General features: G+C 34.9%; 21 protein-coding genes, 2 pseudogenes and 1 riboswitch. Of the genes and pseudogenes, 5 read left to right on the forward strand and 18 right to left on the reverse strand.

What is annotated here, in order from left to right; genetic code table 11:
* Positions 1–246: 246 nt before the first annotated feature.
* Positions 247–440: riboswitch (Lysine riboswitch) on the forward strand.
* A gap of 108 nt (positions 441–548) precedes the next feature.
* Both CN326_RS22940 and CN326_RS22945 read left to right on the forward strand, forming a co-directional pair.
* Positions 549–2,018: an amino acid permease gene (locus tag CN326_RS22940; RefSeq protein ID WP_098311268.1), complete on the forward strand. Its 1,470-nt coding sequence runs from the start codon at positions 549–551 to the stop codon at positions 2,016–2,018.
* A 110-nt stretch (positions 2,019–2,128) separates the two neighbouring features.
* Positions 2,129–2,431, forward strand: a complete 303-nt coding sequence (locus CN326_RS22945) for an iron-sulfur cluster biosynthesis family protein (RefSeq protein WP_098311269.1) — start codon at positions 2,129–2,131, stop codon at positions 2,429–2,431.
* A gap of 283 nt (positions 2,432–2,714) precedes the next feature.
* Here the strand turns inward: CN326_RS22945 and CN326_RS22950 are convergent, their stop codons facing one another.
* The 17 genes and pseudogenes from CN326_RS22950 to CN326_RS23030 form a co-directional block, all read right to left on the reverse strand.
* Complete coding sequence (locus CN326_RS22950; RefSeq protein WP_141525114.1) at positions 2,715–3,458, reverse strand: NAD-dependent protein deacylase; 744 nt, start codon at positions 3,456–3,458, stop codon at positions 2,715–2,717.
* 69 nt (positions 3,459–3,527) lie between these two features.
* The gene (gene pcp / locus CN326_RS22955) at positions 3,528–4,175 is read right to left on the reverse strand and encodes a pyroglutamyl-peptidase I (protein WP_098311270.1); all 648 of its coding nucleotides are present in this window, start codon (positions 4,173–4,175) and stop codon (positions 3,528–3,530) included.
* 14 nt (positions 4,176–4,189) lie between these two features.
* On the reverse strand, positions 4,190–5,152 hold the full coding sequence (locus tag CN326_RS22960; RefSeq protein WP_098311271.1) for a DUF979 domain-containing protein: 963 nt from the start codon (positions 5,150–5,152) through the stop codon (positions 4,190–4,192).
* A gap of 1 nt (position 5,153) precedes the next feature.
* Positions 5,154–5,849 carry a DUF969 domain-containing protein gene (locus CN326_RS22965; RefSeq protein WP_098311272.1) on the reverse strand — a complete coding sequence of 232 codons (696 nt, stop codon included), beginning with the start codon at positions 5,847–5,849 and terminating at the stop codon, positions 5,154–5,156.
* A 27-nt stretch (positions 5,850–5,876) separates the two neighbouring features.
* Positions 5,877–6,632, reverse strand: coding sequence for a 5-oxoprolinase subunit PxpA (gene pxpA, locus CN326_RS22970; protein ID WP_098311273.1), 756 nt, complete (start codon positions 6,630–6,632; stop codon positions 5,877–5,879).
* Positions 6,629–7,627, reverse strand: coding sequence for a 5-oxoprolinase subunit C family protein (locus tag CN326_RS22975; RefSeq protein WP_098311274.1), 999 nt, complete (start codon positions 7,625–7,627; stop codon positions 6,629–6,631). The genes pxpA and CN326_RS22975 overlap by 4 nt, the downstream gene beginning before the upstream one ends.
* A complete protein-coding gene (gene pxpB / locus CN326_RS22980) occupies positions 7,624–8,331 on the reverse strand; it encodes a 5-oxoprolinase subunit PxpB (RefSeq protein ID WP_098311275.1) in 708 nt (235 codons plus the stop codon). The genes CN326_RS22975 and pxpB overlap by 4 nt, the downstream gene beginning before the upstream one ends.
* Positions 8,331–9,098, reverse strand: a complete 768-nt coding sequence (locus CN326_RS22985) for an IclR family transcriptional regulator (protein ID WP_098311276.1) — start codon at positions 9,096–9,098, stop codon at positions 8,331–8,333. Before CN326_RS22985 ends, pxpB begins: the two co-directional genes overlap by 1 nt.
* 173 nt (positions 9,099–9,271) lie before the next feature.
* On the reverse strand, positions 9,272–9,814 hold the full coding sequence (lepB, locus tag CN326_RS22990; RefSeq protein ID WP_098311277.1) for a signal peptidase I: 543 nt from the start codon (positions 9,812–9,814) through the stop codon (positions 9,272–9,274).
* A gap of 13 nt (positions 9,815–9,827) precedes the next feature.
* Positions 9,828–10,508 carry a copper homeostasis protein CutC gene (locus tag CN326_RS22995; RefSeq protein WP_098311278.1) on the reverse strand — a complete coding sequence of 227 codons (681 nt, stop codon included), beginning with the start codon at positions 10,506–10,508 and terminating at the stop codon, positions 9,828–9,830.
* A gap of 60 nt (positions 10,509–10,568) precedes the next feature.
* Positions 10,569–11,723, reverse strand: a complete 1,155-nt coding sequence (locus tag CN326_RS23000; RefSeq protein ID WP_098311279.1) for an acyl-CoA dehydrogenase family protein — start codon at positions 11,721–11,723, stop codon at positions 10,569–10,571.
* Positions 11,724–11,955: 232 nt separating this feature from the next.
* Positions 11,956–12,582, reverse strand: a complete 627-nt coding sequence (locus CN326_RS23005) for a YdcF family protein (RefSeq protein ID WP_098311280.1) — start codon at positions 12,580–12,582, stop codon at positions 11,956–11,958.
* A gap of 893 nt (positions 12,583–13,475) precedes the next feature.
* On the reverse strand, positions 13,476–15,290 hold the full coding sequence (locus tag CN326_RS23015; RefSeq protein WP_098311282.1) for a M3 family oligoendopeptidase: 1,815 nt from the start codon (positions 15,288–15,290) through the stop codon (positions 13,476–13,478).
* Positions 15,291–15,651: 361 nt separating this feature from the next.
* Entirely contained in the window at positions 15,652–16,149 is a 498-nt protein-coding gene (locus tag CN326_RS23020) for a GNAT family N-acetyltransferase (RefSeq protein ID WP_098311283.1), read from the reverse strand.
* 31 nt (positions 16,150–16,180) lie between these two features.
* A pseudogene (locus CN326_RS25290) lies at positions 16,181–16,370 on the reverse strand (GNAT family N-acetyltransferase); the annotation flags it as partial.
* Positions 16,307–16,483 (reverse strand): hypothetical protein, encoded by a 177-nt coding sequence (locus tag CN326_RS25295; protein ID WP_255258197.1) that lies wholly within the window; start codon positions 16,481–16,483, stop codon positions 16,307–16,309. The pseudogene CN326_RS25290 and the gene CN326_RS25295, both read right to left, overlap by 64 nt.
* Before the next feature lie 153 nt (positions 16,484–16,636).
* Positions 16,637–18,949 (reverse strand): AAA domain-containing protein, encoded by a 2,313-nt coding sequence (locus CN326_RS23030; RefSeq protein WP_483295662.1) that lies wholly within the window; start codon positions 18,947–18,949, stop codon positions 16,637–16,639.
* Positions 18,950–19,086: 137 nt separating this feature from the next.
* Here CN326_RS23030 and CN326_RS23035 point away from each other — a divergent pair, with 137 nt between their 5' ends.
* Positions 19,087–19,548: a GNAT family N-acetyltransferase gene (locus CN326_RS23035; protein ID WP_098311285.1), complete on the forward strand. Its 462-nt coding sequence runs from the start codon at positions 19,087–19,089 to the stop codon at positions 19,546–19,548.
* Between the two features lie 139 nt (positions 19,549–19,687).
* Positions 19,688–19,915 (forward strand): annotated as a pseudogene (locus CN326_RS23040) (IS66 family transposase); the annotation flags it as partial.
* A 495-nt stretch (positions 19,916–20,410) separates the two neighbouring features.
* Here CN326_RS23040 and CN326_RS23045 read toward each other — a convergent pair.
* On the reverse strand, positions 20,411–21,040 hold the full coding sequence (locus CN326_RS23045; protein ID WP_098311286.1) for a hypothetical protein: 630 nt from the start codon (positions 21,038–21,040) through the stop codon (positions 20,411–20,413).
* A gap of 170 nt (positions 21,041–21,210) precedes the next feature.
* Between CN326_RS23045 and CN326_RS23050 the strand changes: the two genes are divergently transcribed.
* Positions 21,211–21,579, forward strand: a complete 369-nt coding sequence (locus CN326_RS23050) for a winged helix-turn-helix transcriptional regulator (protein ID WP_098311287.1) — start codon at positions 21,211–21,213, stop codon at positions 21,577–21,579.
* Positions 21,580–21,892 lie beyond the last annotated feature (313 nt).

Consider the following 21,892-nt stretch of genomic DNA (forward strand, 5'->3'; position numbering starts at 1 on the left):
TCTCAATTTTCTGTAAATTTTAAAGGATTTTTTGAAACACAATGCGAAACTATTGTATAACCTTTTTCATCAAGAGGTTACTTATTACATATTTTTTAGGACCGGGATGAATTTTGAAAGCGCTTTTCTAAAATAGCCATTCTTTTTCGCTTTTTTTCTACAAAAAAATCCTTGCAATATTCTCAGAAACTCATTACAATTGCGATATATTAAAAATCATAGCAATAGAAAAAATCCTCATCAATCCGATGAGGTAGAGGTTGCGGCTTTTATTAGTAATCCGGACGAGACGCAGAGAACGTCAATAACTCCGAATGAAAGGAAAAGCTGCCGAAGTTTATACTTCTTCTCTGGAAGTATTTGCTGGGGCTGTTTTCGAATAGGAACAGAACTGTCACGTTTACAAAGTTACCGTGTAAACGTGGGGCGCTATCTTAACGGAAGGTATGATGGGGTGGCTATTTTTGAAATGCTCCGCTAAAGTCCTTTGGCGGTTTTTTTTAATTCCCCCCGCTCCTTCCTATCTTACAAGAAAAGGAGTGTTGAAAATGAACAGCGCAACTACAAAAGTTACCTCTACGTCTACAAATCAATCTGCACAAACAAATAACGAACTAAAACGCGGATTGAAATCCCGCCATCTTACAATGATTTCACTTGGTGGTACAATTGGAACAGGTTTATTCTTAGCAAGCGGTGGTGTTGTCCACTCAGCTGGTCCTGGCGGTGCTCTCGTCGCCTATGCTGCAATTGGTATTATGGTATATTTTTTAATGACGAGTTTAGCAGAATTAGCATCGTACATGCCTGTAGCAGGATCATTTAGCACATACGCAACAAGATTTGTCGATCCAGCTCTTGGATTTGCATTAGGTTGGAACTACTGGTATAACTGGGCCATCACGATTGCTGCTGAACTCTCTGCAGTTACATTAATTATGAAGTTTTGGTTCCCAAATACACCTTCCCTTATTTGGAGTGCTATTTGTTTAGCTATTATGTTTCTTTTAAATTATATGTCTGTAAAAGGGTTTGGGGAAGCTGAATATTGGTTTGCACTTATTAAGGTTGTAACTGTTATCGCCTTTTTAATTGTCGGTTTTCTTATGATTTTCGGTATTATGGGCGGAGAACCTGTTGGTTTTAAAAACTTCACAGTTGCAGATGCACCGTTTAACGGAGGCTTCATGGCAATCATTGGTGTATTTATGGCAGCTGGATTCTCATTCCAAGGAACAGAATTATTAGGGGTTGCGGCTGGTGAAACTGAAGATCCACAACGCAATATTCCAAAAGCAATTCGCAGCATCTTTTGGCGAATTCTACTGTTCTATATTTTAGCAATTCTTGTAATTGGTTTACTCATTCCATATACAGACAAAAGCCTTGCAGCAAGTGATGTAACAGTAAGTCCATTTACACTTGTATTCGAAAAAGCAGGTGTTGCCTTTGCGGCATCAGTAATGAACGCCGTTATTTTAACAGCTGTTCTGTCTGCTGGTAACTCTGGTATGTATGCATCAGCACGTATGCTTTGGGATTTAGCAAACCAAGGTAAAGCACCTAAATTTTTAGGAAAACTAAATAGTCGTGGTATACCTGTAAATGCATTGATTGCAACATCATTAGTTGGATGTGTTGCTTTCTTAGCTTCTTTTTTCGGTGATGGTGTGGTCTATGTATGGCTCTTAAATGCTTCTGGTATGTCAGGCTTCATCGCTTGGATCGGAATTGCAATTAGTCACTACCGTTTCCGCAAGGCATACACTGCACAAGGAAAAGACTTAAATGACTTACCATATAAAGCAAAATGGTTCCCATTCGGTCCAATCTTTGCATTTGTATTATGTTTAATCGTTATTCTCGGTCAAAACTACGGTGCATTTATGGGAAAATCTATTGATTGGAACGGTGTACTCGTTTCATATATTGGTTTACCTCTTTTCTTAATACTTTGGTTAGGTTATAAATTTACAAAGAAAACAAAAGTTATTCCACTAGATAAATGTGAGCTTTAAAAATAACAACCTATCAACAAAAGTTGATAGGTTTTCTTATGTGTCCGAGTAGCCGGTTTATTATATTTTTGCCATAATAGAATGAGAATTTAAGAAAAGGAAGGGATTACATGAATATTTGTGTTACAAATACAGCAAAAGAAAAACTGCAACAATTACAAAACGAAGGTAAAACAATTATTAGAGTAAAAGGAACTATAGGCAACACTTGTACTGTCTATGTGAATATCGATTTAATTGTCGATGAATATCATGCAAAAGATGTCGTATTTGAAGACGAACAGCTTGTTATTCAAATCGATGACTTCACAAAAGATTATATCGGAAATACAATGACGCTAGATTACAGCACAGGCTTTAAAATTACAACACCAAGTGAAACGATTGTTTATGGTTTATCGCTAAAAAAATAATATAAAGTGAAACTTCCATCAGTAGGTTTTTTTTCATCTCCCACTGATGGTTAGTTGAACCAATCGGACTTTTACGGGATAAAAAACTCGATTTTCATAATAAGCAACTCTCTTATTGTATATTGATTCCTAAATAAAAGAACAAGTAACGCATGGATAAAAGAAACAACCATGCGTTACTTGTTACTGCTTCTTATTCTCTTAGGTTAATACATTCGCTAGTTGGGCACTATATATCCCTTTAAAACCACTTTGGCATAAACTTCTTTAGCTTTAGTTTCATTTACTCTGCTTTGTCTGCTCCACCTGCTAAAAATCCATCCACAAATTCTCCTATTGTTTCATGAAACGTATAATCAAAATACGGTTCTTGTCCTGTCCGCTCGTCATTAATAAGGATCGTCGTTGCCCCTATCTCTCGTTTTGCCATTTGCGGGAATGATGCTACAGGCTGTACTTTTAATGATGTTCCCATAACAAGTAATACATCTGTTTCATACAAGCGTTCAACGGCTGTTTGAAATTGAGGCAATGTGTCTCCATATAACACAACATCAGGATTTAAAATGAAATTACACTTCTCACAACGCGGTACTTCATGTTCAATCATATATTGTAAGTTATATTTCGTACGACACTTTGGACAATGAGCAGATTGCAGTGTACCATGTAAATCAATGACACGTTTACTCCCGCCCAGTTGATGAAGTCCATCAATATTTTGTGTTAAAACAACAACATCTTTTCCGTTTTCTTCTAACTGCGCAATAAACGTATGTCCTTTGCTCGGTTTATATTGATGAAATGTTTCAATTTGAAAGATTGCTTTATAATGTTTCCAAAAATCTTTCGGGTTTCGATTATAATATCCTCTTGATAAATACATTTCTACATTTGCATCCGCATACAAACCGTTTGCTGATCGAAAGTCTGGTATCCCACTTTCTGTACTTGCACCCGCTCCAGTTAACACCGTAATTTTCTTAGCATTGTCAATGATAGAACGCACTTCTCCATAATGCTGCACAACATTCACCTCTATGTATATTTCTTCTTTCATTATAACAGGCATATGCAGCAACTTGGAAATTTTCTCTTAATGCGTTGTACCTTCTGCTACTACTATATCTATTTCTACTTCCAAAGCTGTTTGTATTAAAAGCTCTATTCCTTTTGTAATGTTAGAAAGCGACATGCTCGGTTGTCCAGGATATGCACTCGCCTGTTCTGGTAAAAATGGAATATGTACAAAACCACCAGAAATATGATCTTTCTGTTTTGCTAATATGTGCATAAGTCCGTAAAAAAGATGATTACAGACAAACGTCCCTGCTGTTTGGGAAACAGATGCTGGAATTCCCCCTTCACGAAGTTGCTTCACAATTGCTTTTATGGGAAGTGTTGACCAATACGCCACTGGACCATCCTCAATCACTGGTATATCAATCGGCCGATTTCCTTTATTATCAGGAATTCTTGCATCATCTACATTAATTGCAACGCGCTCCACTGTAATATCGGAACGTCCCCCTGCTTGTCCAATACACACCACAAGAGCTGGATCTACTTCATCAATATAAAATTCTAACATTTGTAAGGATGTGTGAAAAACAGTAGGAATTTGTTTACTAACGATTGTATATTCACCTATTCTCTTTTGATCAAGTTGTTTAGCAACTTCCCAAGCAGGATTGATTTTTTCTCCTCCAAATGGTTCAAATCCTGTTAATAAAATTTTTTTCATCAATCCTCCCTCCTTTAAAATCGATATACAAGTACGTACATAACAAGCATGTTAATTATAAAAATAGCGACGGCAACTGGCGCTTGCGCTTTAATAACAGCATTTTTATCTTTAAGCTCTAACAACATTGCCGGAACAATGTTAAAGTTAGCAGCCATCGGCGTTAACAATGTACCGCAATAACCAGCAAACATACCAAGCGCTGCCATAATTGCTGGGTTTCCTCCGTGCATTTGAACAATAAGAGGCAAACCAATCCCCCCTGTAATAACAGCAAAAGCAGCGAACGCATTTCCCATTACCATTGTAAATAACATCATTCCTAAGCAATATGCCATGACAGCCACGAATGGATATTCAGTCGGCAATACTTGTCCAACTAAATCCGCCACTACCTGTCCAACTCCAGACTTAGCAAATATACCGCCAAGAGCAGCAAGCATTTGTGGTAAAATAACGGCCCATCCGACCGCTTGTAGTAAACGGCTCCCTTCTTGTACTGGCTCTGTCACTTTTGCTTTTGTAATAGCCATCGCAAAAGCAAGGGCAACTAATGCACCTAATGCTAGTGCAATTAGTGTTACTTTTTCAGGATCCACAACAAATATATCTCCAAACTTGAGTTTCCCAAGAGTGAGCGTTCCGATAATAGTAAACAAAGGGATTAATATAGCTGGCATGAAAATTTTATTTCCTAATTTTGCTGCATGTTTTACACGCTCTTCTACTGGTGCTTCTTGTTCATTTGATTTTGTTACTTGGTTTAATGATGCTAAAATAACCATAACTAAAACGAGACAACCGACATAAAACGAGGGCATAATATTTCCAAATAAAAATGTAATAGCAAACAACGCCCAAAACAAACTAGAACCAAAACGGTTCGGATGTTGACGATCAAAAGCAACACGAATTGCAATAAAAGCAACAATAATACCAAGTAGATAATAAATTGTATCAAGTGTAATTAATTTCACGCTACATCGCCTCCTTATTTTGATTCGCTTCTTGTTTCATAACGTCGTCTATATGTCTATCAATTTGACGAAAACGAATCCAACTTACAATAAATGCAGAAATTGCTGTTGGAATTCCCCAAAGTGCCATATCCCACACACCAACATGCATGCCGACAGAATCAAAAAATCCTTTCATTAATAAAATAGCACCTGTTGCAATAAAAATATCTTCTCCAAAGAACCACGCTGTATTTTCTGCAGCCGCTGCGGACGCTTTAATTTTTTCTCTTAACTTCTCTGGAAGTTTTCCGTAACGAGCCTGCGCTGCCCCTTCCGCCATCGGTGCAACAAGTGGTCTTACTGCTTGCGCATGTCCTCCAATGTTAAGCCCAATCGCTGCAGTTGCTTCGCGAATAGTAAAATACGATAGAAGAACGCGCCCCGTCGTTGCTCCTTTTGATTTTGTAATCAGTGCTTCTGCTCGTTCTTTCAATCCGTAACGCTCTAAAATTCCAATAACCGGAAGTGTCAATAAAATTGGCATGGACATATATCGATTTTCTATAAAGAATTTTCCAAATAAACTTATCACTTCGTGAAATGACATACCGGATACCATCCCTGTTACAATTCCAGCTACCATAACAACTAACAATGTATTAAATCGAAATAAAAAACCAACTGCTACAAGTAAAATTCCAATCAATTTCACCATATATAACCCCCCTATCTTTTTTACGTATTACGGTGCACAAATGTTAATTTGTGCTTGCTGTAGTGCATTGTAAATGCTTTTCGCATAATCAACAGCATGCACGCCATCCCCATGAATACAAATTGTATGTGCTGCAATTGAAACGATCGTCCCATCAACAGCTTGAACATTCCCTTTTTGCACCATTTGCAACACTTGTCTTATTGCATCTTCTTCATTTGTAATCAATGCATTTGATTCTTTACGATTTGTTAAGGTCCCATTACTTTGATATGTTCGATCTGCAAATACCTCTTGTACAACACGAAGATTATATTTTTCTCCTGCACGCACAAATTCGCTACTTGCTAATCCGAATAAAAGAAGTTCTGGATTTACTTTATAAATAGCTTTTGCAATAGCATCTGCAATTTCTGAATTTACTGCTGCTAAATTATAGAGCGCACCGTGCGGTTTAACATGGTTCATTTTTCCACCCAATGCACGAATAAATCCATCTAATGCCCCGATTTGATATATCATATAATCGTGCACTTCATCTGGTGAAACATGCATCATTCTTCTTCCAAAACCAATAAGATCCGGTAAACCTGGATGTGCACCTATTGAAACATCGTGTTCTAGCGCTTTTGCAACAGTACTATGCATAACTAAAGGATCACCAGCATGAAATCCACAAGCAATGTTTACCGATGAAACATAAGGTAGAATCGCATCATCATTTCCTATGTTATATACTCCAAAACTTTCTCCTAAATCACAATTTAAATCCACTACATTCATGCTTTCTCTCCTTTCAGCTTAATGAGCATTTTTAAAAGATATATAGTTTGTTCTTGTTTTATATATAGCTGCTGCGCTTCTTTTACTGAAATTTTCGAAAACGAAAGATAATCTCCTGGCTTTAATTGTGCAAGCAGCGGTATATCAGTTGAAATTACATTGGCAATTCGCGGATATCCACCTGTCGTTTGACGATCTGCCATTAATATAATAGGTTGTCCTTCAGGTGGTACTTGAATTGTCCCATGCGTCACAGTATCTGATAGCAACTCTAATTTTCCCTCTACCGTTACCTGCTCCCCATCTATGCGATAACCCATTCGATCTGCATAATTGGAAATTTTAAATTGCTTTGTAAAGAAAGATTGACGACCCTCTTCCGTAAACCTATCAAATTCTAATCCTTCCACAACACGAATCTTTGGACAATGATGATAGTTTGGTAAACAACTAGAGTTTATTCCCCACATCGTTGTATCTCGTTTTTCATTTACAAGCTGCTGTATAACACGCTTTGCCCAAAGAGAAGGTGTACCTATTTTCAATTGATCACCCTTTTGTAAAGCACGACCTTCCAATCCGCCTAAATTAGCTCGCATATACGTACTTTTGCTCTTCATTACATCAGGAACATGAATTCCACCAGCAAATGCTACATATGCTCTGCACCCTGACTGAATTTTTTTAAAGCAAAGCATACTTCCTTCTTTCACCAATATCGGGCGCCACAATGGAACTCGTTTTCCATTTAAAAGCGCTTCCATATTCGCACCACCTATTGCAATTAATGTCGTCTGCTTAATTAACAGCTTCGGCCCAATAATCGTAATTTCTAATCCAGCTTCCCCTTCTGCATTCCCAACTAACATATTCGCAATTCTAAGTGCAACTGTGTCCATTGCTCCGCCAACTGGTACACCGTATTGTTGATATGTATGTCTTCCTAAATCTTGTACAGTTGTCAACATTCCTTGTTGTAACACCTCTATATTCATACATTCTCATCCTCCCATTGCTGAAATTCTGTTTCTGTTATGGGGATGAAACGTAAATACATACCACTTTGTAAATAAGTAGGCGGTACTTTTTGAGGACGGAATAAAGAAAGCGGCGTGCGTCCGATAATATTCCATCCGCCTGGTGTTTCAAGTGGATATATACCCGTTTGACTTCCACCGATTCCAACAGATCCAGCTGGAATCTTTAATCGCGGTGTATGTTTTCGTGGAGTTGCAATCCGCTGCGGCATACCTCCTAAATAAGGAAACCCTGGTGTGAAACCGAGCATATAAACAAAGTAAGTGGATTCACTATGAATACGAATTACATCTTCTATTGTTAACCTATGATACTTTGCTACTTCTTCCAAATCAGGACCGTATTCCCCTCCGTAACAAACTGGAATGGATATATATTCATATTCTTTTATTTTCTTATAATTCTCACCTTGTAAAAGTGACTGCACATGATAACAAACATAGTCATACGGCGAATCATTTATCTTTTTCTCCCTATACAATGTGTAGGGATCATAATAAATTGTTACAGATGTATAAGAAGGAACACATTCTAGCATCCCAACAAACGGTGCATTTTGTAATGCCTCAAATAAAGATTGTACTTGCTCATAAATTTCCATATTGATTTTCTGTCCAAATGTAACGACAATCGCTTGATCACCTAGTGCTGAAAATTTCATTATTCCCCTACCTTCTTTTCTTTCCATCCTAATTCTATTGATACTTGTTTCGTTGTTTGAGTAAGATTTTCAATCCATTTTATAATTACTGGTTCATCATATTCAGCTTCTAGTCCTGAAATACTCATACCACCAACTACCATACCATCACTTCCAAAAATTGGAGCAGCTATCGCCGCTGTATGATTTTCAAGTTCTGAATAACTAATGGCATAACCGTTATTCTTTGCAGTTTGTAGCATATCACGTAGTTCATTTTCATCTGTAACCGTGCCCTTTGCAAGTGCAACAAGTGTTGTATTTTTTATATAATTTTCTTGTTCTTCTTTTGAAAAATATGTAAGTAAAATACGTGGACACGCTCCAGCATACAGCGGAGCTCGCCGTCCAATTGCTGTATATACACGTACAGGTTGATCCCCGTCAATTTTTTCAATATAAATGGCTTCATCACCATCTTGAATAATTAAATTAACTGCTTGTCCAATTTCTTTTTGTAATTTTTCCATATAAGGCTTCGCAATTTTCCGTAAAGATAACCGCTCTGAAACAAGCTGACCAAATCGTAAAAAAACAAATCCTAACTTGTATGCACCATCTATTGTTTTTTGCAACAAACCCATTTCTTCAAGAGATCCAATAAGACGGTATACTGATGTTTTAGGCATGCCAGTTAATCTCACCATCTCAGCTAATGTTAACGTGTCATACTCATAAAATAATTCTAAAATGTTCATTGTTTTCACTGCTGTTTTGTTATAACTCATGAAGTCCCCCTCCGTTCCGTATTTCAGAACGCCTATTCCGATTTTCGAAATGAAATATCTGTTTTAAATTATAAAATATTCTTTCAATTCTAACAATACATTTTTTATCTTTAATAAAAATAAAAAAAAGCAATCAAACTCTAAATGAGTTTAGTTGCTTTTTTTATAAACTACTATAATGTTCTAGCATGCTGCAGTGGCCAAAATACCACTGAACCTTTCCCAACAATTTGTTTTTCAGAAACAAAACCAAATGCTCGGCTATCCTTAGATACTTGACGGTTATCTCCCAGTACAAATACATAGCCCTCAGGAACTGTTTTCTTTCCAGTTATCTCTTCTAACGTAAAGTCAGGAGTTAGCTCCCCTCCAGATAGTTGCTTTTTATATTCATCTAAATATGGTTCAGCAACTGGCTTACCATTTACATATAAAACATCATGTTTATACTCAATTGTATCTCCAGGTAAACCAATTACTCGTTTTACTAAATCATGACCTTCATTCCCGTGAAAGACAATGATATTAAAACGATCTAATCCTTGTAGACTATATCCAATTTTATTCACAACCATTCTCTCATTATTTTCTAGCGTTGGCATCATGGATTCTCCCTGTACAAGCGACGGTGTAAATAAAAATGCACGACAAACAAATGCAATAACCAAAGCTAGAGCTATACTTTTAACCCATGACACGATCTCATTCTTTTTCATCTAGATATCTCCTTTAACAACTAGTCAGTTTTACAATTTCTTGTACATTTTGAACGACAACTTCACCAAAACACGATTTTCCTTCTCTCACCGCTGTACCAACATGAGCTTGTGTAATTCTAGTATCGTGTAGCAATTGCTGCACATTCTCTTTCGTCACACCACTGCCAACAACGATTTGTATTTGTCCCTCACTTGCTTGATTCATACCACGTAAAACAGAAGTGTTATCTTCTATTTTCCCTTGTCCACCAGATGTTAAAATATGTGTAATCTTATTAAATTTCCGCAATATTTTTACGCTTCCTACTAAATCCGTCATTTCATCAATTGCTCGGTGAAACGTCACATTCATTTCATCTACTACTTCTAATAACTGTCCTAATTTTTCTTCATCAATTTTATTATCTTCATTCAAAACACCTAAAACAACACCAGTTGCGCTAAGTTGTTTTGCGATGCGAATATCCTCTTTCATTAACTCAATTTCCTCTTTAGAATATACGAAAGATTTTGCATGTGGACGAATCATGACATGTACAGGAATGGTAACGGCTTCTATTACATTTTTTATTAATGCATAGCTTGGTGTAAGCCCGCCTTCTGTAAATGCTGTAATTAACTCTATCCGTTCTCCACCACCACGTTCAATCCGTTTTGCATCTTCTAAACATGTTGCGATGACTTCTAACATATGTATTCTCCTTTTCATACATCACTTGCCCTTATTATATACGAAAAGGAAAAACAGTGCCTATTTTTCCTTTTCAAAATCTTGCAAGGCATGCTGCGCTAATAGTGAAATTGTCGCATCATCCATCGGAGGATTATGAAGTCCAGCACGTACGTGTAAGTAATAGCGATGTAATGGATTTTTCTCAGATAAACTTCTGGCTCCGACAATACGCATCGCTTTATCTACAATAGAAATTGCCGTATTTGTCGCAGTATACTTCACCGCGGCCATCTCTGCTTGCAAACTTTCTTTACTTCCTTCTTCATACTGCTTTGCAACACTATATAAGAAAGAACGGGCTTGCATCATTTCTAATTCCATTTCTCCTATTAACCTTTGAACATTTGGCACCGTTGCTATAGGTGCTTGTAAACTATTCGGTTGATACGTTGCTGCAAATTGCAAGGCATACCGACGTGCAGCTTGTGCAATGCCAAGATAACAAGCTGGAATATGCAGCAGCCATCCTCTTCTCTTTGTCATCCTACGCGGAGAAATAATCTCTACAAAGTATTTATATGGAACCACTACTTGTTCTAAAATTAGATCATGACTTGCTGTCCCACGCATAGCTACACTATCCCACGTTTCTTCAATTGAAACACCCTCTGTATTACGCGGGACAAGAAACTCCCCTACTTCCTCTGTCCCTTCTATAGATGCTGAAACGAGAAAGTAATCTAATACCGGTGCCATTGTTGTGAATGTTTTTCTACCAGAAATGATCCAAGTATTTCCCTTTTTGACAGCTGTTGTCTCTGGCTTTCCTCCTCGTGTTGGACTGCCCGTATTTCGTTCCGTTGCTGCTCGGTTTACAAGTGCGCCGTCTTTCACTTTCTCACAAAGCCAAGAAAACAACTTCTTATTCCATGAGCGATTTTCCGAAAGTTCTTGTATAATTCCAAGATGCCAGCCCATACATAATGCTGTTGAACCATCACCTTGTGCAATATATTCCTGAAATAGTAAAAAATCATACAGAGATATTCCTGCCCCGCCTTCGTCGTACGGAACAGTCCATGCTGTATATCCAATCCCTTTTAAATCTTCTATATTTTCAAAAGGAAATGAATGCAATTCATCTAACTGCTGTTCTCTATTTGAGAATAGAGTGATATATGGTTGTAATTTACTTAATCGCTCTCGTTGCTTTTTCGTTCTTATAAACCCCATTTCATCAGCCCCCTCTATTTCATGCTAAAATTATATGCACACTGTTCTCTTTAGCTACTTTAGTTATCCCACACTAATGAACTGTAAAGACCTTACTAATGGATGTTTCGTTATATACATTCTATTCCTTAAACATATTAATCTACATTTCAATTGTTGCACTATTCCGATGAAAAAACAATGTTTTAAGCACAAAAAAGATTTCCTAAAAACATTAGGAAATCTTCCTTTTTTAATCGCCTTTAAAAAAACGAACAGGCAAAGATGCAACATATCCAAGATAAGAACATAACTCTTTGAAAAAGAATGGTAACTCTGTGTCTAGACTACGATAAGCAGACGTTGGTGTTGGCGAAGAATATGCATCCATACCAAGATGCTTTGCAATTTGCATTGCTCGCTTCATATGAAGTGGATCACTTACAAGTGTATACGTTTGTAAGCCATGTTCTTTTCCAATTTGCAGAGCATTTTTTAAATTCTCTTCTGTATAACGTGATTCCGTTTCAATTAAAATATCTTCCTCTTTTACATTATGCTTTAATGCATATATTTTCGCAGTACGCGCTTCTTCTAATTCCGTTTCAAATTTCGTACCACCTGTAAAAATTATTTTTTTAACGCTTCCATTCTGATAAAGAGAAATGGCGTGATTAATTCTCTCACGAAATACTGGAGACGGTTTTCCATTCCACGACGCGGCTCCTAATACAATCGCAGCATCCGTATCAACTTGATCTGTCTTAGAACGATAATGCCAAATATCATACGCCGCATAGCTTACAAATACAATAATTAAACCAAGTATAAATAAGAGTGCCTGTACCACCCTTATTTTTATACTTCTTTTTTTCTTCATAACATTACAGCCCCCGTATTTCCTACATACTTTATATAAAAATTCGTTAAATCGAATGTTCGTTCAATTTGTTATTTGAATTGATTTGAAAGAAGGTGTTTTCCCTCATAGCAGTTCTATCCCGCATTAACGGGCAGTATGACCCTCACCTCAAGATTCAGAGTAAGCAAAGAAGATAGATGAGGGGTAACTGCCCGTAAAAGCCCGATTAATTCAATTAACCATCAGTGGGAGATGAAGCCCCCCACTGATGGAAGTTTCACTTTATAAAAGGATTTTCAATAAAAAAGAGGTTTTTATATTTCACACTTACATTCGTGGTCTACTTATAATAATAACAACTTATATTTCTATCAAATTCTCATACTTCTATATTGTAGCGAATTTTTTTAAAGAATGGAACGCTGAAACAAAAGTATATAAAATACGTAATAGTTTTGTAAGAAAAATGCCTTCAAATTGATTTATCAAGACCTAAATTATAGAAATTCATAAAAAATAAAGGGTGATACATATTAGTCATGTATAATATGTACCACCCTTTTAATTCTTGTTCAACAAACGCGCACGATTGCGGAAGATTATATCTACATCAATATGCACTTGCAGCATTCTGTGTTATAAATTCATTTGTTGTATGTACAGTTGCATATATTCCATTTAGAGCACTGATAAATCCAAAGTGAACCTGTTCAGCTAGAACTATTCGGTCTAGATGGGGTCCTGCCGACAAAACGCATATATTATACGTTAATCCAATTTTTAGAATAAAAAAACCTGATTTTTCTACGTTAAGCAGAAGAATTAGGTTTTTTTATTACCTACAAGTATGGGTACGCCTATGATTCTTTTTAACTAAAATTAAGTCATTTTATTTCCTACAGTATTTTTACTTATTGAAACACTTTTCCTTGTGAAGAAGTTAATTTCATAAACTCTTCAGCATCTTTAACGCATAATTTTATTCCTTTTTCCCAAAAAGCTCCTGATGTGATATCTTCTCCTAAATGTTTCATCACTAAATCTTCTGTGGACATACTTCCTGAATCCCGAAGTAAATTTAAATAATCGCTTTCAAACTCTTTACCTTTTTCCTTTGCTCCTGCAAATATACTTAATGCAAATAAATATCCGAATGTATATGGAAAATTGTAGAATGGAGATTGTGTAATATAATAATGTGGTGTCCATATCCATGAATGTAATGAAGCATTATCAAGAGAACCATCATATCCTACATCTATTGCTTCTTGCATGATTTCATTTAAGCGTGATGATGAAACAATCCCCTCCTTACGTTCTTCGTAAAATTTCTTTTCAAACAAAAACCTAGAATGAATATTCATAAAATTCATGACGCTACGCTTTAATTTCTCATCAAGTAAGAATAATCTTTCATTAGTAGATTTAGCTTTTTGCATTGCAGCATCTAAGATAATCATCTCTGAAAACGTTGAAGCAGTTTCAGCAATGCTCATCGGATATTGTTTATTCATTCCATGAATAGATTTCATTGCATGGTTATGAAAGGCATGGCCTAATTCATGAACTAGTGTTAATACATTTGTAATTGTACCACCAAATGTCATAAAAACTCTTGATTCCCCCGAAAGTGGAAACCCAGCACAAAATGCAACAGCTGACTTATTGGAACGATCTTCTGCTTCTATCCAGCCCTCATTGAAAGCCTTTCTAGAGAAACTTTCTAATTCGGTTCCAAATTGACTAAAGTGATCCAATATAAAGTCAACAGCATCTTCATATTCTATTTTTTGATTACTTTTTGCAATAGGTGCCCAAAAGTTAAATGATTTCATTTTTTCATAGCCATTCATTTTTGCTTTTTGATTTAAGTAATCAGTGAATGGTTTTTTAAATTTACTAACTGCAGACCACATTGCATGAAGCGTTTCCTCTTTCATACGATTTTTTATTAAAGATTCTTCTATTACATTATCTAAGCCACACTTTTTGTAAACTTGTAATCGAAAGCCTGCAATATGATTTAATATTTTCGCAAATAGTTCTTCATTCTCTCTCCACTTATCTTCTAAAGCATTATGAGATTCTTTACGAACTTCTTCATTAGGATGTGAACGTAAGTTTATAGCTTGACCCACTGATAATTTGTTTTGTTCTCCATTTATTTGAACTTTAATCCTAATATTACTCATAAAAGAATTATAAAATTGGCCCCAAGCATGATACCCATCTACCATAAGGTCTGACACTAAATTTTGTTCTTCATTTGAAAGTTTCATTTTAGCATCTTTACGCCATTCATTTAGTATAAACTTGTAGTTTGCTAAAAAATCAGTATTAAGCAAGTCCTCCCACAAATATTGATTAGTTTTTACTAAAATATTTTTCACTTTTTGCAATGCAGATTCAAAACGAGCATTTATTGTTGTTATTTTCCCTTTTAACGTTATAGCATGTTGATCTTTAGGATTTTGAGCAAGAAGGCAGGTTATAAAAGAATTAGCTTGTGATATATAAATTCGAATGTCTCCTATGTAATCAAGTAAATCTGCAAATTTTTCTGATTCATTTACGTCTTGTGGGGTATTAAAAAAATTTAGTTTTTCTTCAAATTTATTGACTTTGACTTCTAAGTCTTTTATATGTTCATTTAATTGAGATGATTCACTTCCACCTGAGAATAGATAATCTAAGTTCCAAACTTGTAGATATTTTGTTTCTTTCAATTGCTACTCCCCCTTAAATTACAATGATCCAACAGTAACCAAACATACATTCTAAATTTTATCATATCGTAGAGTGTTAATGAGTTTTATTTAATTATTTTACTCCATGCTTTACTTTTCACTCTTCCTATCACCGCACCATAAATATCCATATTGATTATGTAATATGTACTATTAACAGTTCTAAAAACGACCGTTTATGGGACTTCTATCTAAATTTCAAATTCAGTTTCAAAACTTATTACCAAAAATAAAAGGTCCTAACATATTATTTATGACTAATATGTTAGGACCTTTATATTTTAAGTTTTTTTGAATTTAGATCTTGATAAATTGATTAGAAGGCATTTCTCTTGAACTACTATTTCAAAATCCAATATTTCATATGTTCTTCCTGTAATACACAACAAAAACCTGATTTCTCTAACACTCTTGCAGAAGCAGTGTTACTTGTTAAACATTCCGCTTTAATCGTCGTTACATTTTGCTGGTTCAATAACCATTGTACAAGGCCTTTTGTCATTTCTGTAGCATAGCCTTTTCCTTGGTAATCTGGGACAATGCTATATCCAATTTCAACGATCCCATTCACATCCGGACTACCTTTACAGCCCATATCTCCAATAATTTTCTGATCTTCTTTATGAATAATAAGACCACTCCATCGACTATTATCTGGATTTTCACGTAATCGTTCTGCTATCCACGGTAAAATTTCCGCATAATCAGGCATTGGCCATTGATTAGCAACTTGGTAAGGTATTATTTTTGAAATCTCCTCAGTCCCTTTTATTGTAGCCTCTACTAATTCTAATGTGAAAGATATCATTTTTAAACGTTCTGTTTCTATATATGGCATCTTTTTCCTCCTACTTACATTTTACACTCATTTATTTATTTTCTAATTGTTCTTTTACACTTGGCCAATCTTCTGAGATAATACTATGCACAACAGCATCTCACATATCCATTTGGAAGTTGGCGTTCATTTCACAGAATTCCTTCTTTTACTGCACCTAATCTTTCAATAGCCCGCTGTGAATTTTCATTCCGAGCATCTGTTTTAATGTGTGCACGTAATTTGTTATTAAATATGTCCAAATATCTAGGTGTTTTTCAATAATGGCATACAATGAAGATGCATCTTTTACAGATAATAATTGTAATATAGCTCGGTTATGTACAATTTTCACAGGACAGTCCTCATTTCTATTTATCTCAACTATATAATAATATTAATCTTACGAATTTTCAAAATAATAATCATCGAAAATAACCCCAGACAATTTTTCGTCTGAGGAATTCTCGTTTAATCTTATTCTAATAATGATTCTTCAATAATAATTTTATATTTTTATATCTAAAAATCCTTTTAATACTCCAATTGTTTGCGGAGCTTGTAGCCTCGCTGCAATATATGGAAATTCTGGACTACCATCAAATATCATATGAGCTGTTAATGGAGCACCTACCCACATTATTTCATCGTCAATGATAATAAATGGCATCACCTTGTTTTGACGACGCGCTTGTACGTTTTTTATCGGAATTGCACCTTCTGTATATAGGATAACACTTGCTTCTGCATGTGCTAATGCTTGCCAAATCCTCTTATCCATACGGCTTGAATTCGGAATGGATACAATAATTTTCTTTTTTGCTGAAACAATGTCTTTTAATAATGCCCTCGGTTCTTCGGCACTCGTTTGTATAACCCAACGTAATCTTTTTGTAATCTTCCGCTCTAGAAACGCTCTTGATGTTGTACGATCATACACATTTCCTCGCTTTTGTAAGTGCTGTGTTAAATAAGATAAGGCTTGTTTTCGCGAAAGATTTTGCTTCATATATTGGCAATCTGATAACTGAATAAATTTCCCTCTTGCTCTCGTTACTGCAACATTAACGAGTCGATGGTTTTTTTGATCAAAGAATAATACACCTGGTCGTTCTTGCGGATAACTATCAACTGTATCGAATAAAATCATATCACGTTCAGACCCTTGAAATTTATGAACTGTCGCCGCTAGTACAGGTGCATTTTTGAACTTTGTTTTTTGAAGAAATTCTCGGGTACACGTTGATAAAAAACGTGCCTGAGCACGGTATGGTGTAACGATACCAATTGACGATATTCCATCCACTAAACCAATTAACGCAAGTTGCATCGCTAATAGTCCAGAAAAAATATTATAACGTGAGCTAGATGCAACATCTTTTAATGAATAAGCACCGATACTACTTGTATCCATTAAAACTGCCGCTTCCTTCATGAAAGGCTGTAAATTTGCAATATCGTTTCGCGCTGCAACAGATGGATGGTCGAACACTTCATTTTTATAAATAAACTCATTTGTAAAACTTGAAATATGCGGATGCATGCGACGCTGCTCTTGCAGCATGTATAAATTCGGATGCTTTTTGTGCTCGTTTACAGATTCTACTATACCTGCATGATAAAACATATCTTCTTTTAACCATTTATTCACAAGCTCATGATTTGATAAAGCAATCGGTGGTAATTGTAGAAAGTCCCCGCAAACGACAATTCGCTTTCCTAAAGAAGCTGCCAATGCTATTTGCGGAACATATGCCATACTTACTTCATCGACGACCACAAGATCAAATGTTCTTTCATAAACAAGTGAATCGATTGCACATTTCGATAATGTCGCCCCAATGACTTTTGCATTTTCAATATACTCTTTTTCAACTTCCTTCACTTTTGCTTTTTGCTTCCGAAGTTCTCCTTCTATTTCTTGCATTCTTCGTTTTTCGGAAGAAGTTGCTTTATAAGAGAGGATTTTTTGTCTTAATTCTTGTCTTAATTCTTCTAAATACAGCCGCTCTTCTTCCCAATCTTCATTTGTTGATTCAACTAATCGCGTAGTAAGTAACGTTTCATGATTCCGGATTTGTTCATTTTGACTAAAACCATAACGAATAACGTCTCCTGGTACCCATTTCTCTTTTTTCTCAATTTGCTTTGTTACTTCACTCATTAATACATCAACCGCAGCATTACTATGAGCTAATACAAGAACAGATTTTCCACTTTGATAATGAGCTGCAATAATTCGCGATAAATTATATGATTTCCCTGTACCCGGAGGTCCCCAGACGTATGTTGTTGCATTATAAAAAGCACGATATGCAAGTTCATTTTTCATTTTTTTCATTTTCACAATATGCTTTGGCTCACTATCACCCCGTAATAACCGTTTCACGCGCTGACGTCTTTGTTTATCCTTTCTTACCTCTTTTAAACGCTCTTGCAACTGTTCTAACAGTTGCCACGGTTCACTATATAACGCCGCTTCTTGTATATGTTGCTGTATATAACAATTGAGTTTCACTTCAATGTCTAACCCTTGAACAGATAATACTTCTCCAGTTGCTTCCTCACCGTCAAATTCAATTCGAATTGGTGTTCCGTCTGGTAAACTTACTTCAGAAATAAGCTGAAATACATATACACTACTTTCATAGTCTGTATATAAAAAACGTCCATTTATAATGGATAGTTTACTTCCACCAATTGTTTTCCAATGTTTAATTTCATATGTTAACGCTTGATGCCACTCTTTCATCGTCTCTGTTAATGAAGGAGTTTGCGCAGATGTAATCATGTTTATATCTCCTTCCTCTACTGCAAACATACTTTCTCACTATACCATACATTTAGCTTATATTAATGAAATTCTCATCGCTGTTTCATTAACAGCTTTATCCTTTAATTTTAAATAAGATATAATAGAAAGAACTTCTGAACATCCTCAATGAAAAAGGTGATATTATGAAAATTAATGAAACAAATAATTATGAAATAATTGCAAAACTAAATGAACCGGTACAAAACATACATGCATCCCTATATCCTCAACATTTTCATCCTTATCATTATGATGCTGTAAAAGATTTTTTTCAAAATGTGATTAGTAATCCTAATTTTATTTTTTTACTATTAGAAGAGTCTAATCAATCTCTCGGCTATGCATGGATGGAAATTAAAAATTATCCAGGAAATGCTTTCAAAAAACCGTATACTTCTATATACATACATCAAATCAGTATACTAGAAACATATAGAAATAAAGGATATGGCTCACAATTACTAGATTACATTTACAAAATCGCAAATAACAAAAACATAAACATGATAGAACTAGACTACTGGCTTGCTAATACTACAGCAAAACAATTTTACGCAAAAAATGGATTTGAACTATATCGTGAATTCATTTATAAAAAAATATAATATTATGATTTTTCAAATGCTCTGTATCTAGAATTAACAATACATAATATTTTTATCCAAATACCCCTTATCAAAATCCGGAATTTTCATTATTTTTATTACACGTAGATATATACAAAAGTAAAAAAGGCGCACAATTTTTAGTTTGAATCAATGGAATCATCTTGAAGCTTTTTTATTAGATGGTCATTTAGAAATCGATAACAACAGAAGTGAACGTTCTATTAAACCGTTTGTAATTGGGAGAAAAAATTGGATGTTTTCAAATACACCGCGAGGTGCTAGAGGAAGTGCCATCATGTATAGTGTGGTTGAAACCGCAAAAGAGAATAATTTAGGTCCCTATCATTATCTTCTTTATTTGTTTGAAGTCGATGAAAATGGTAAATATACCATAATTGCTACTCCTAAATATGATGATTTAGATAACTCTTACTTTTACGGTGATTATGAAGCCAAAAAAATTAAGGAATAGAATAGATTATTAAGTCGAGTTACCATAAGAGGAGTATTATAAGAAGGCTAAAAAAAGTATTTGTATTATTTTGTTGTATTAATATTTTCATTTATTTATGGAATATTTAATAAATAGCTTTTATTGAACTAACGCATGCTTTAGTTCAATAAAAATTCAAAAGGACTGTCTAAATTTGACAGTCCTTTTTCAATGATTAAATATCAACATTTTACTTTAACGCTTAATCTTTCATGGTCCTTTTATTAAACTATCCATTTTATATAGTACAGTTCATTTTACTACCAACTTAATTTTTCCGTGTTTATTACACGTCTGTACAAATGTTAGGAGCTTACTGCCTATTCATACGGAATAAAATTTTGTTTTCGAGTTTTCCTTTTTCAATTACACAAATAAAATATTTCTTTGCGCTCCTTCAAGAACACCTTCCTGAATTTGTTTTACAAATCGATAAATCATTTGTTCTTTTTGTAAAGAAGCTATTTCTTGCTCGTTTATATAAGCTGCATAGTAGTATTTCCATAATAAGATAATCATCTCAATTTTATTTTCTTTTTTAACCAACGAATTTTTTTTGATATACTCTACAAATGAGTTTGCATTCGTTACATATTCAATTTGCATTTGTGTAAAAATATTGGCGAATCTCTTTTTAGAATTATACCGAACTGTGCCTTCTTGCTTCATTTCTTTTACTATACTCTTAAATATTTCATCTGTCACTTTGCTTTTTTCACCAAAATAGTGCATCCATTCTTTACATGTACGTCTTTTGTTATTTTGTATACATAATATAAGTTGATTCACGTATACACGATTTGTACCTTGATTATTTCTTATTTCTATTTCATCATTTTGATTTAACTGTACATAGCCCTTTTCAAGTAATTCAATGAATAATATTCCTATCGTGTACAATGGCAAACTAAATGTATAACGACTGTTTATTGTCATTGGTTGCTCTGCCAAAGAGCTACTAATAAAACCTTTTGTCATCTTCCCCATTTCTTGCATATATAATCCCTCCCCTATATAACTATCTCCTAATCCAATTGTGTTAATTTAGAATAAAGCGATTACTTCCGCTCTACATCTTTCATTATATATGTAGTATAAAAACGCGAGAAGAATGCACTTTTTTGATAGAAAGTATCCTCTAGGATACCGAATGGAAGGTGAAAAGCATGGAGCAAGATTTACGTCATGAGGTATTACATAAAATACAAAATAAAGAATTTAATTGTGCGAAAGAATTAACGTTATCCATCATTAGTGGAAAATGGAAAATTGTCATTTTATATCGATTAGGTATAAATGGTCCAATGCGCTTTAGTACCATTCAACATTTATTTCCCAAAATTACACATAAAGTATTAACGAAACAATTACGCGAATTAGAAGATGATGGTGTAATCGCAAGAAAAGTTTATCCAGAAATCCCGCCTAGAGTAGAGTATTCTTTAACAGATCTCGGCGAAAGCTTACAGCCCATTTTACAAATGATGTACGACTGGGGAGAAAAGAGAATTCAGCAATTACAAAAAGAATCATAATTGAATACCCTTACAGGATAAACATAATACTTTTTCATCTATATAAAAATGGAGCCTTAATACATACAGCTCCATTTTCCATATACCATTAAATCTTTTATACGAAATAGCCGATTAAGTTTAGCGACCTGCTCATCTAAATTAAAATGCCTTATTGGGGTCTCGCCAAATCTCTATCAATTTAAGAAACACACTCTTCTCCAAAACGATAAAAATGAACTTCGGTGCTATAAAAACACAAAATTTCCATTTAGATGGTGCTTTAAAATCTTAGCTTGATAGGTATGTGGTGGTACCCCACATCCATCAACTT

Origin of the sequence: Bacillus sp. AFS018417, assembly GCF_002560985.1 — a bacterium.
GTDB classification, from domain to species: domain Bacteria; phylum Bacillota; class Bacilli; order Bacillales; family Bacillaceae_G; genus Bacillus_A; species Bacillus_A rhizoplanae.

Bases quoted from the DNA above. Each gene is read 5' to 3' on its own strand.
- pcp (WP_098311270.1), bottom strand. From the start codon at position 4,175: ATGAAAAAAATTTTATTAACAGGATTTGAACCATTTGGAGGAGAAAAA.
- CN326_RS22940 (WP_098311268.1), top strand. From the start codon at position 549: ATGAACAGCGCAACTACAAAAGTTACCTCTACGTCTACAAATCAATCT.
- CN326_RS22975 (WP_098311274.1), bottom strand. From the start codon at position 7,627: ATGAATATAGAGGTGTTACAACAAGGAATGTTGACAACTGTACAAGAT.
- CN326_RS23045 (WP_098311286.1), bottom strand. From the start codon at position 21,040: ATGCAAGAAATGGGGAAGATGACAAAAGGTTTTATTAGTAGCTCTTTG.
- lepB (WP_098311277.1), bottom strand. From the start codon at position 9,814: ATGAAAAAGAATGAGATCGTGTCATGGGTTAAAAGTATAGCTCTAGCT.
- CN326_RS23020 (WP_098311283.1), bottom strand. From the start codon at position 16,149: ATGCCATATATAGAAACAGAACGTTTAAAAATGATATCTTTCACATTA.
- pxpA (WP_098311273.1), bottom strand. From the start codon at position 6,632: ATGAATGTAGTGGATTTAAATTGTGATTTAGGAGAAAGTTTTGGAGTA.
- CN326_RS23000 (WP_098311279.1), bottom strand. From the start codon at position 11,723: ATGGGGTTTATAAGAACGAAAAAGCAACGAGAGCGATTAAGTAAATTA.
- CN326_RS22945 (WP_098311269.1), top strand. From the start codon at position 2,129: ATGAATATTTGTGTTACAAATACAGCAAAAGAAAAACTGCAACAATTA.
- CN326_RS22965 (WP_098311272.1), bottom strand. From the start codon at position 5,849: ATGGTGAAATTGATTGGAATTTTACTTGTAGCAGTTGGTTTTTTATTT.
- CN326_RS23050 (WP_098311287.1), top strand. From the start codon at position 21,211: ATGGAGCAAGATTTACGTCATGAGGTATTACATAAAATACAAAATAAA.
- pxpB (WP_098311275.1), bottom strand. From the start codon at position 8,331: ATGAAATTTTCAGCACTAGGTGATCAAGCGATTGTCGTTACATTTGGA.
- CN326_RS23035 (WP_098311285.1), top strand. From the start codon at position 19,087: ATGAAAATTAATGAAACAAATAATTATGAAATAATTGCAAAACTAAAT.
- CN326_RS23030 (WP_483295662.1), bottom strand. From the start codon at position 18,949: ATGTTTGCAGTAGAGGAAGGAGATATAAACATGATTACATCTGCGCAA.
- CN326_RS22995 (WP_098311278.1), bottom strand. From the start codon at position 10,508: ATGTTAGAAGTCATCGCAACATGTTTAGAAGATGCAAAACGGATTGAA.
- CN326_RS23005 (WP_098311280.1), bottom strand. From the start codon at position 12,582: ATGAAGAAAAAAAGAAGTATAAAAATAAGGGTGGTACAGGCACTCTTA.
- CN326_RS22985 (WP_098311276.1), bottom strand. From the start codon at position 9,098: ATGAGTTATAACAAAACAGCAGTGAAAACAATGAACATTTTAGAATTA.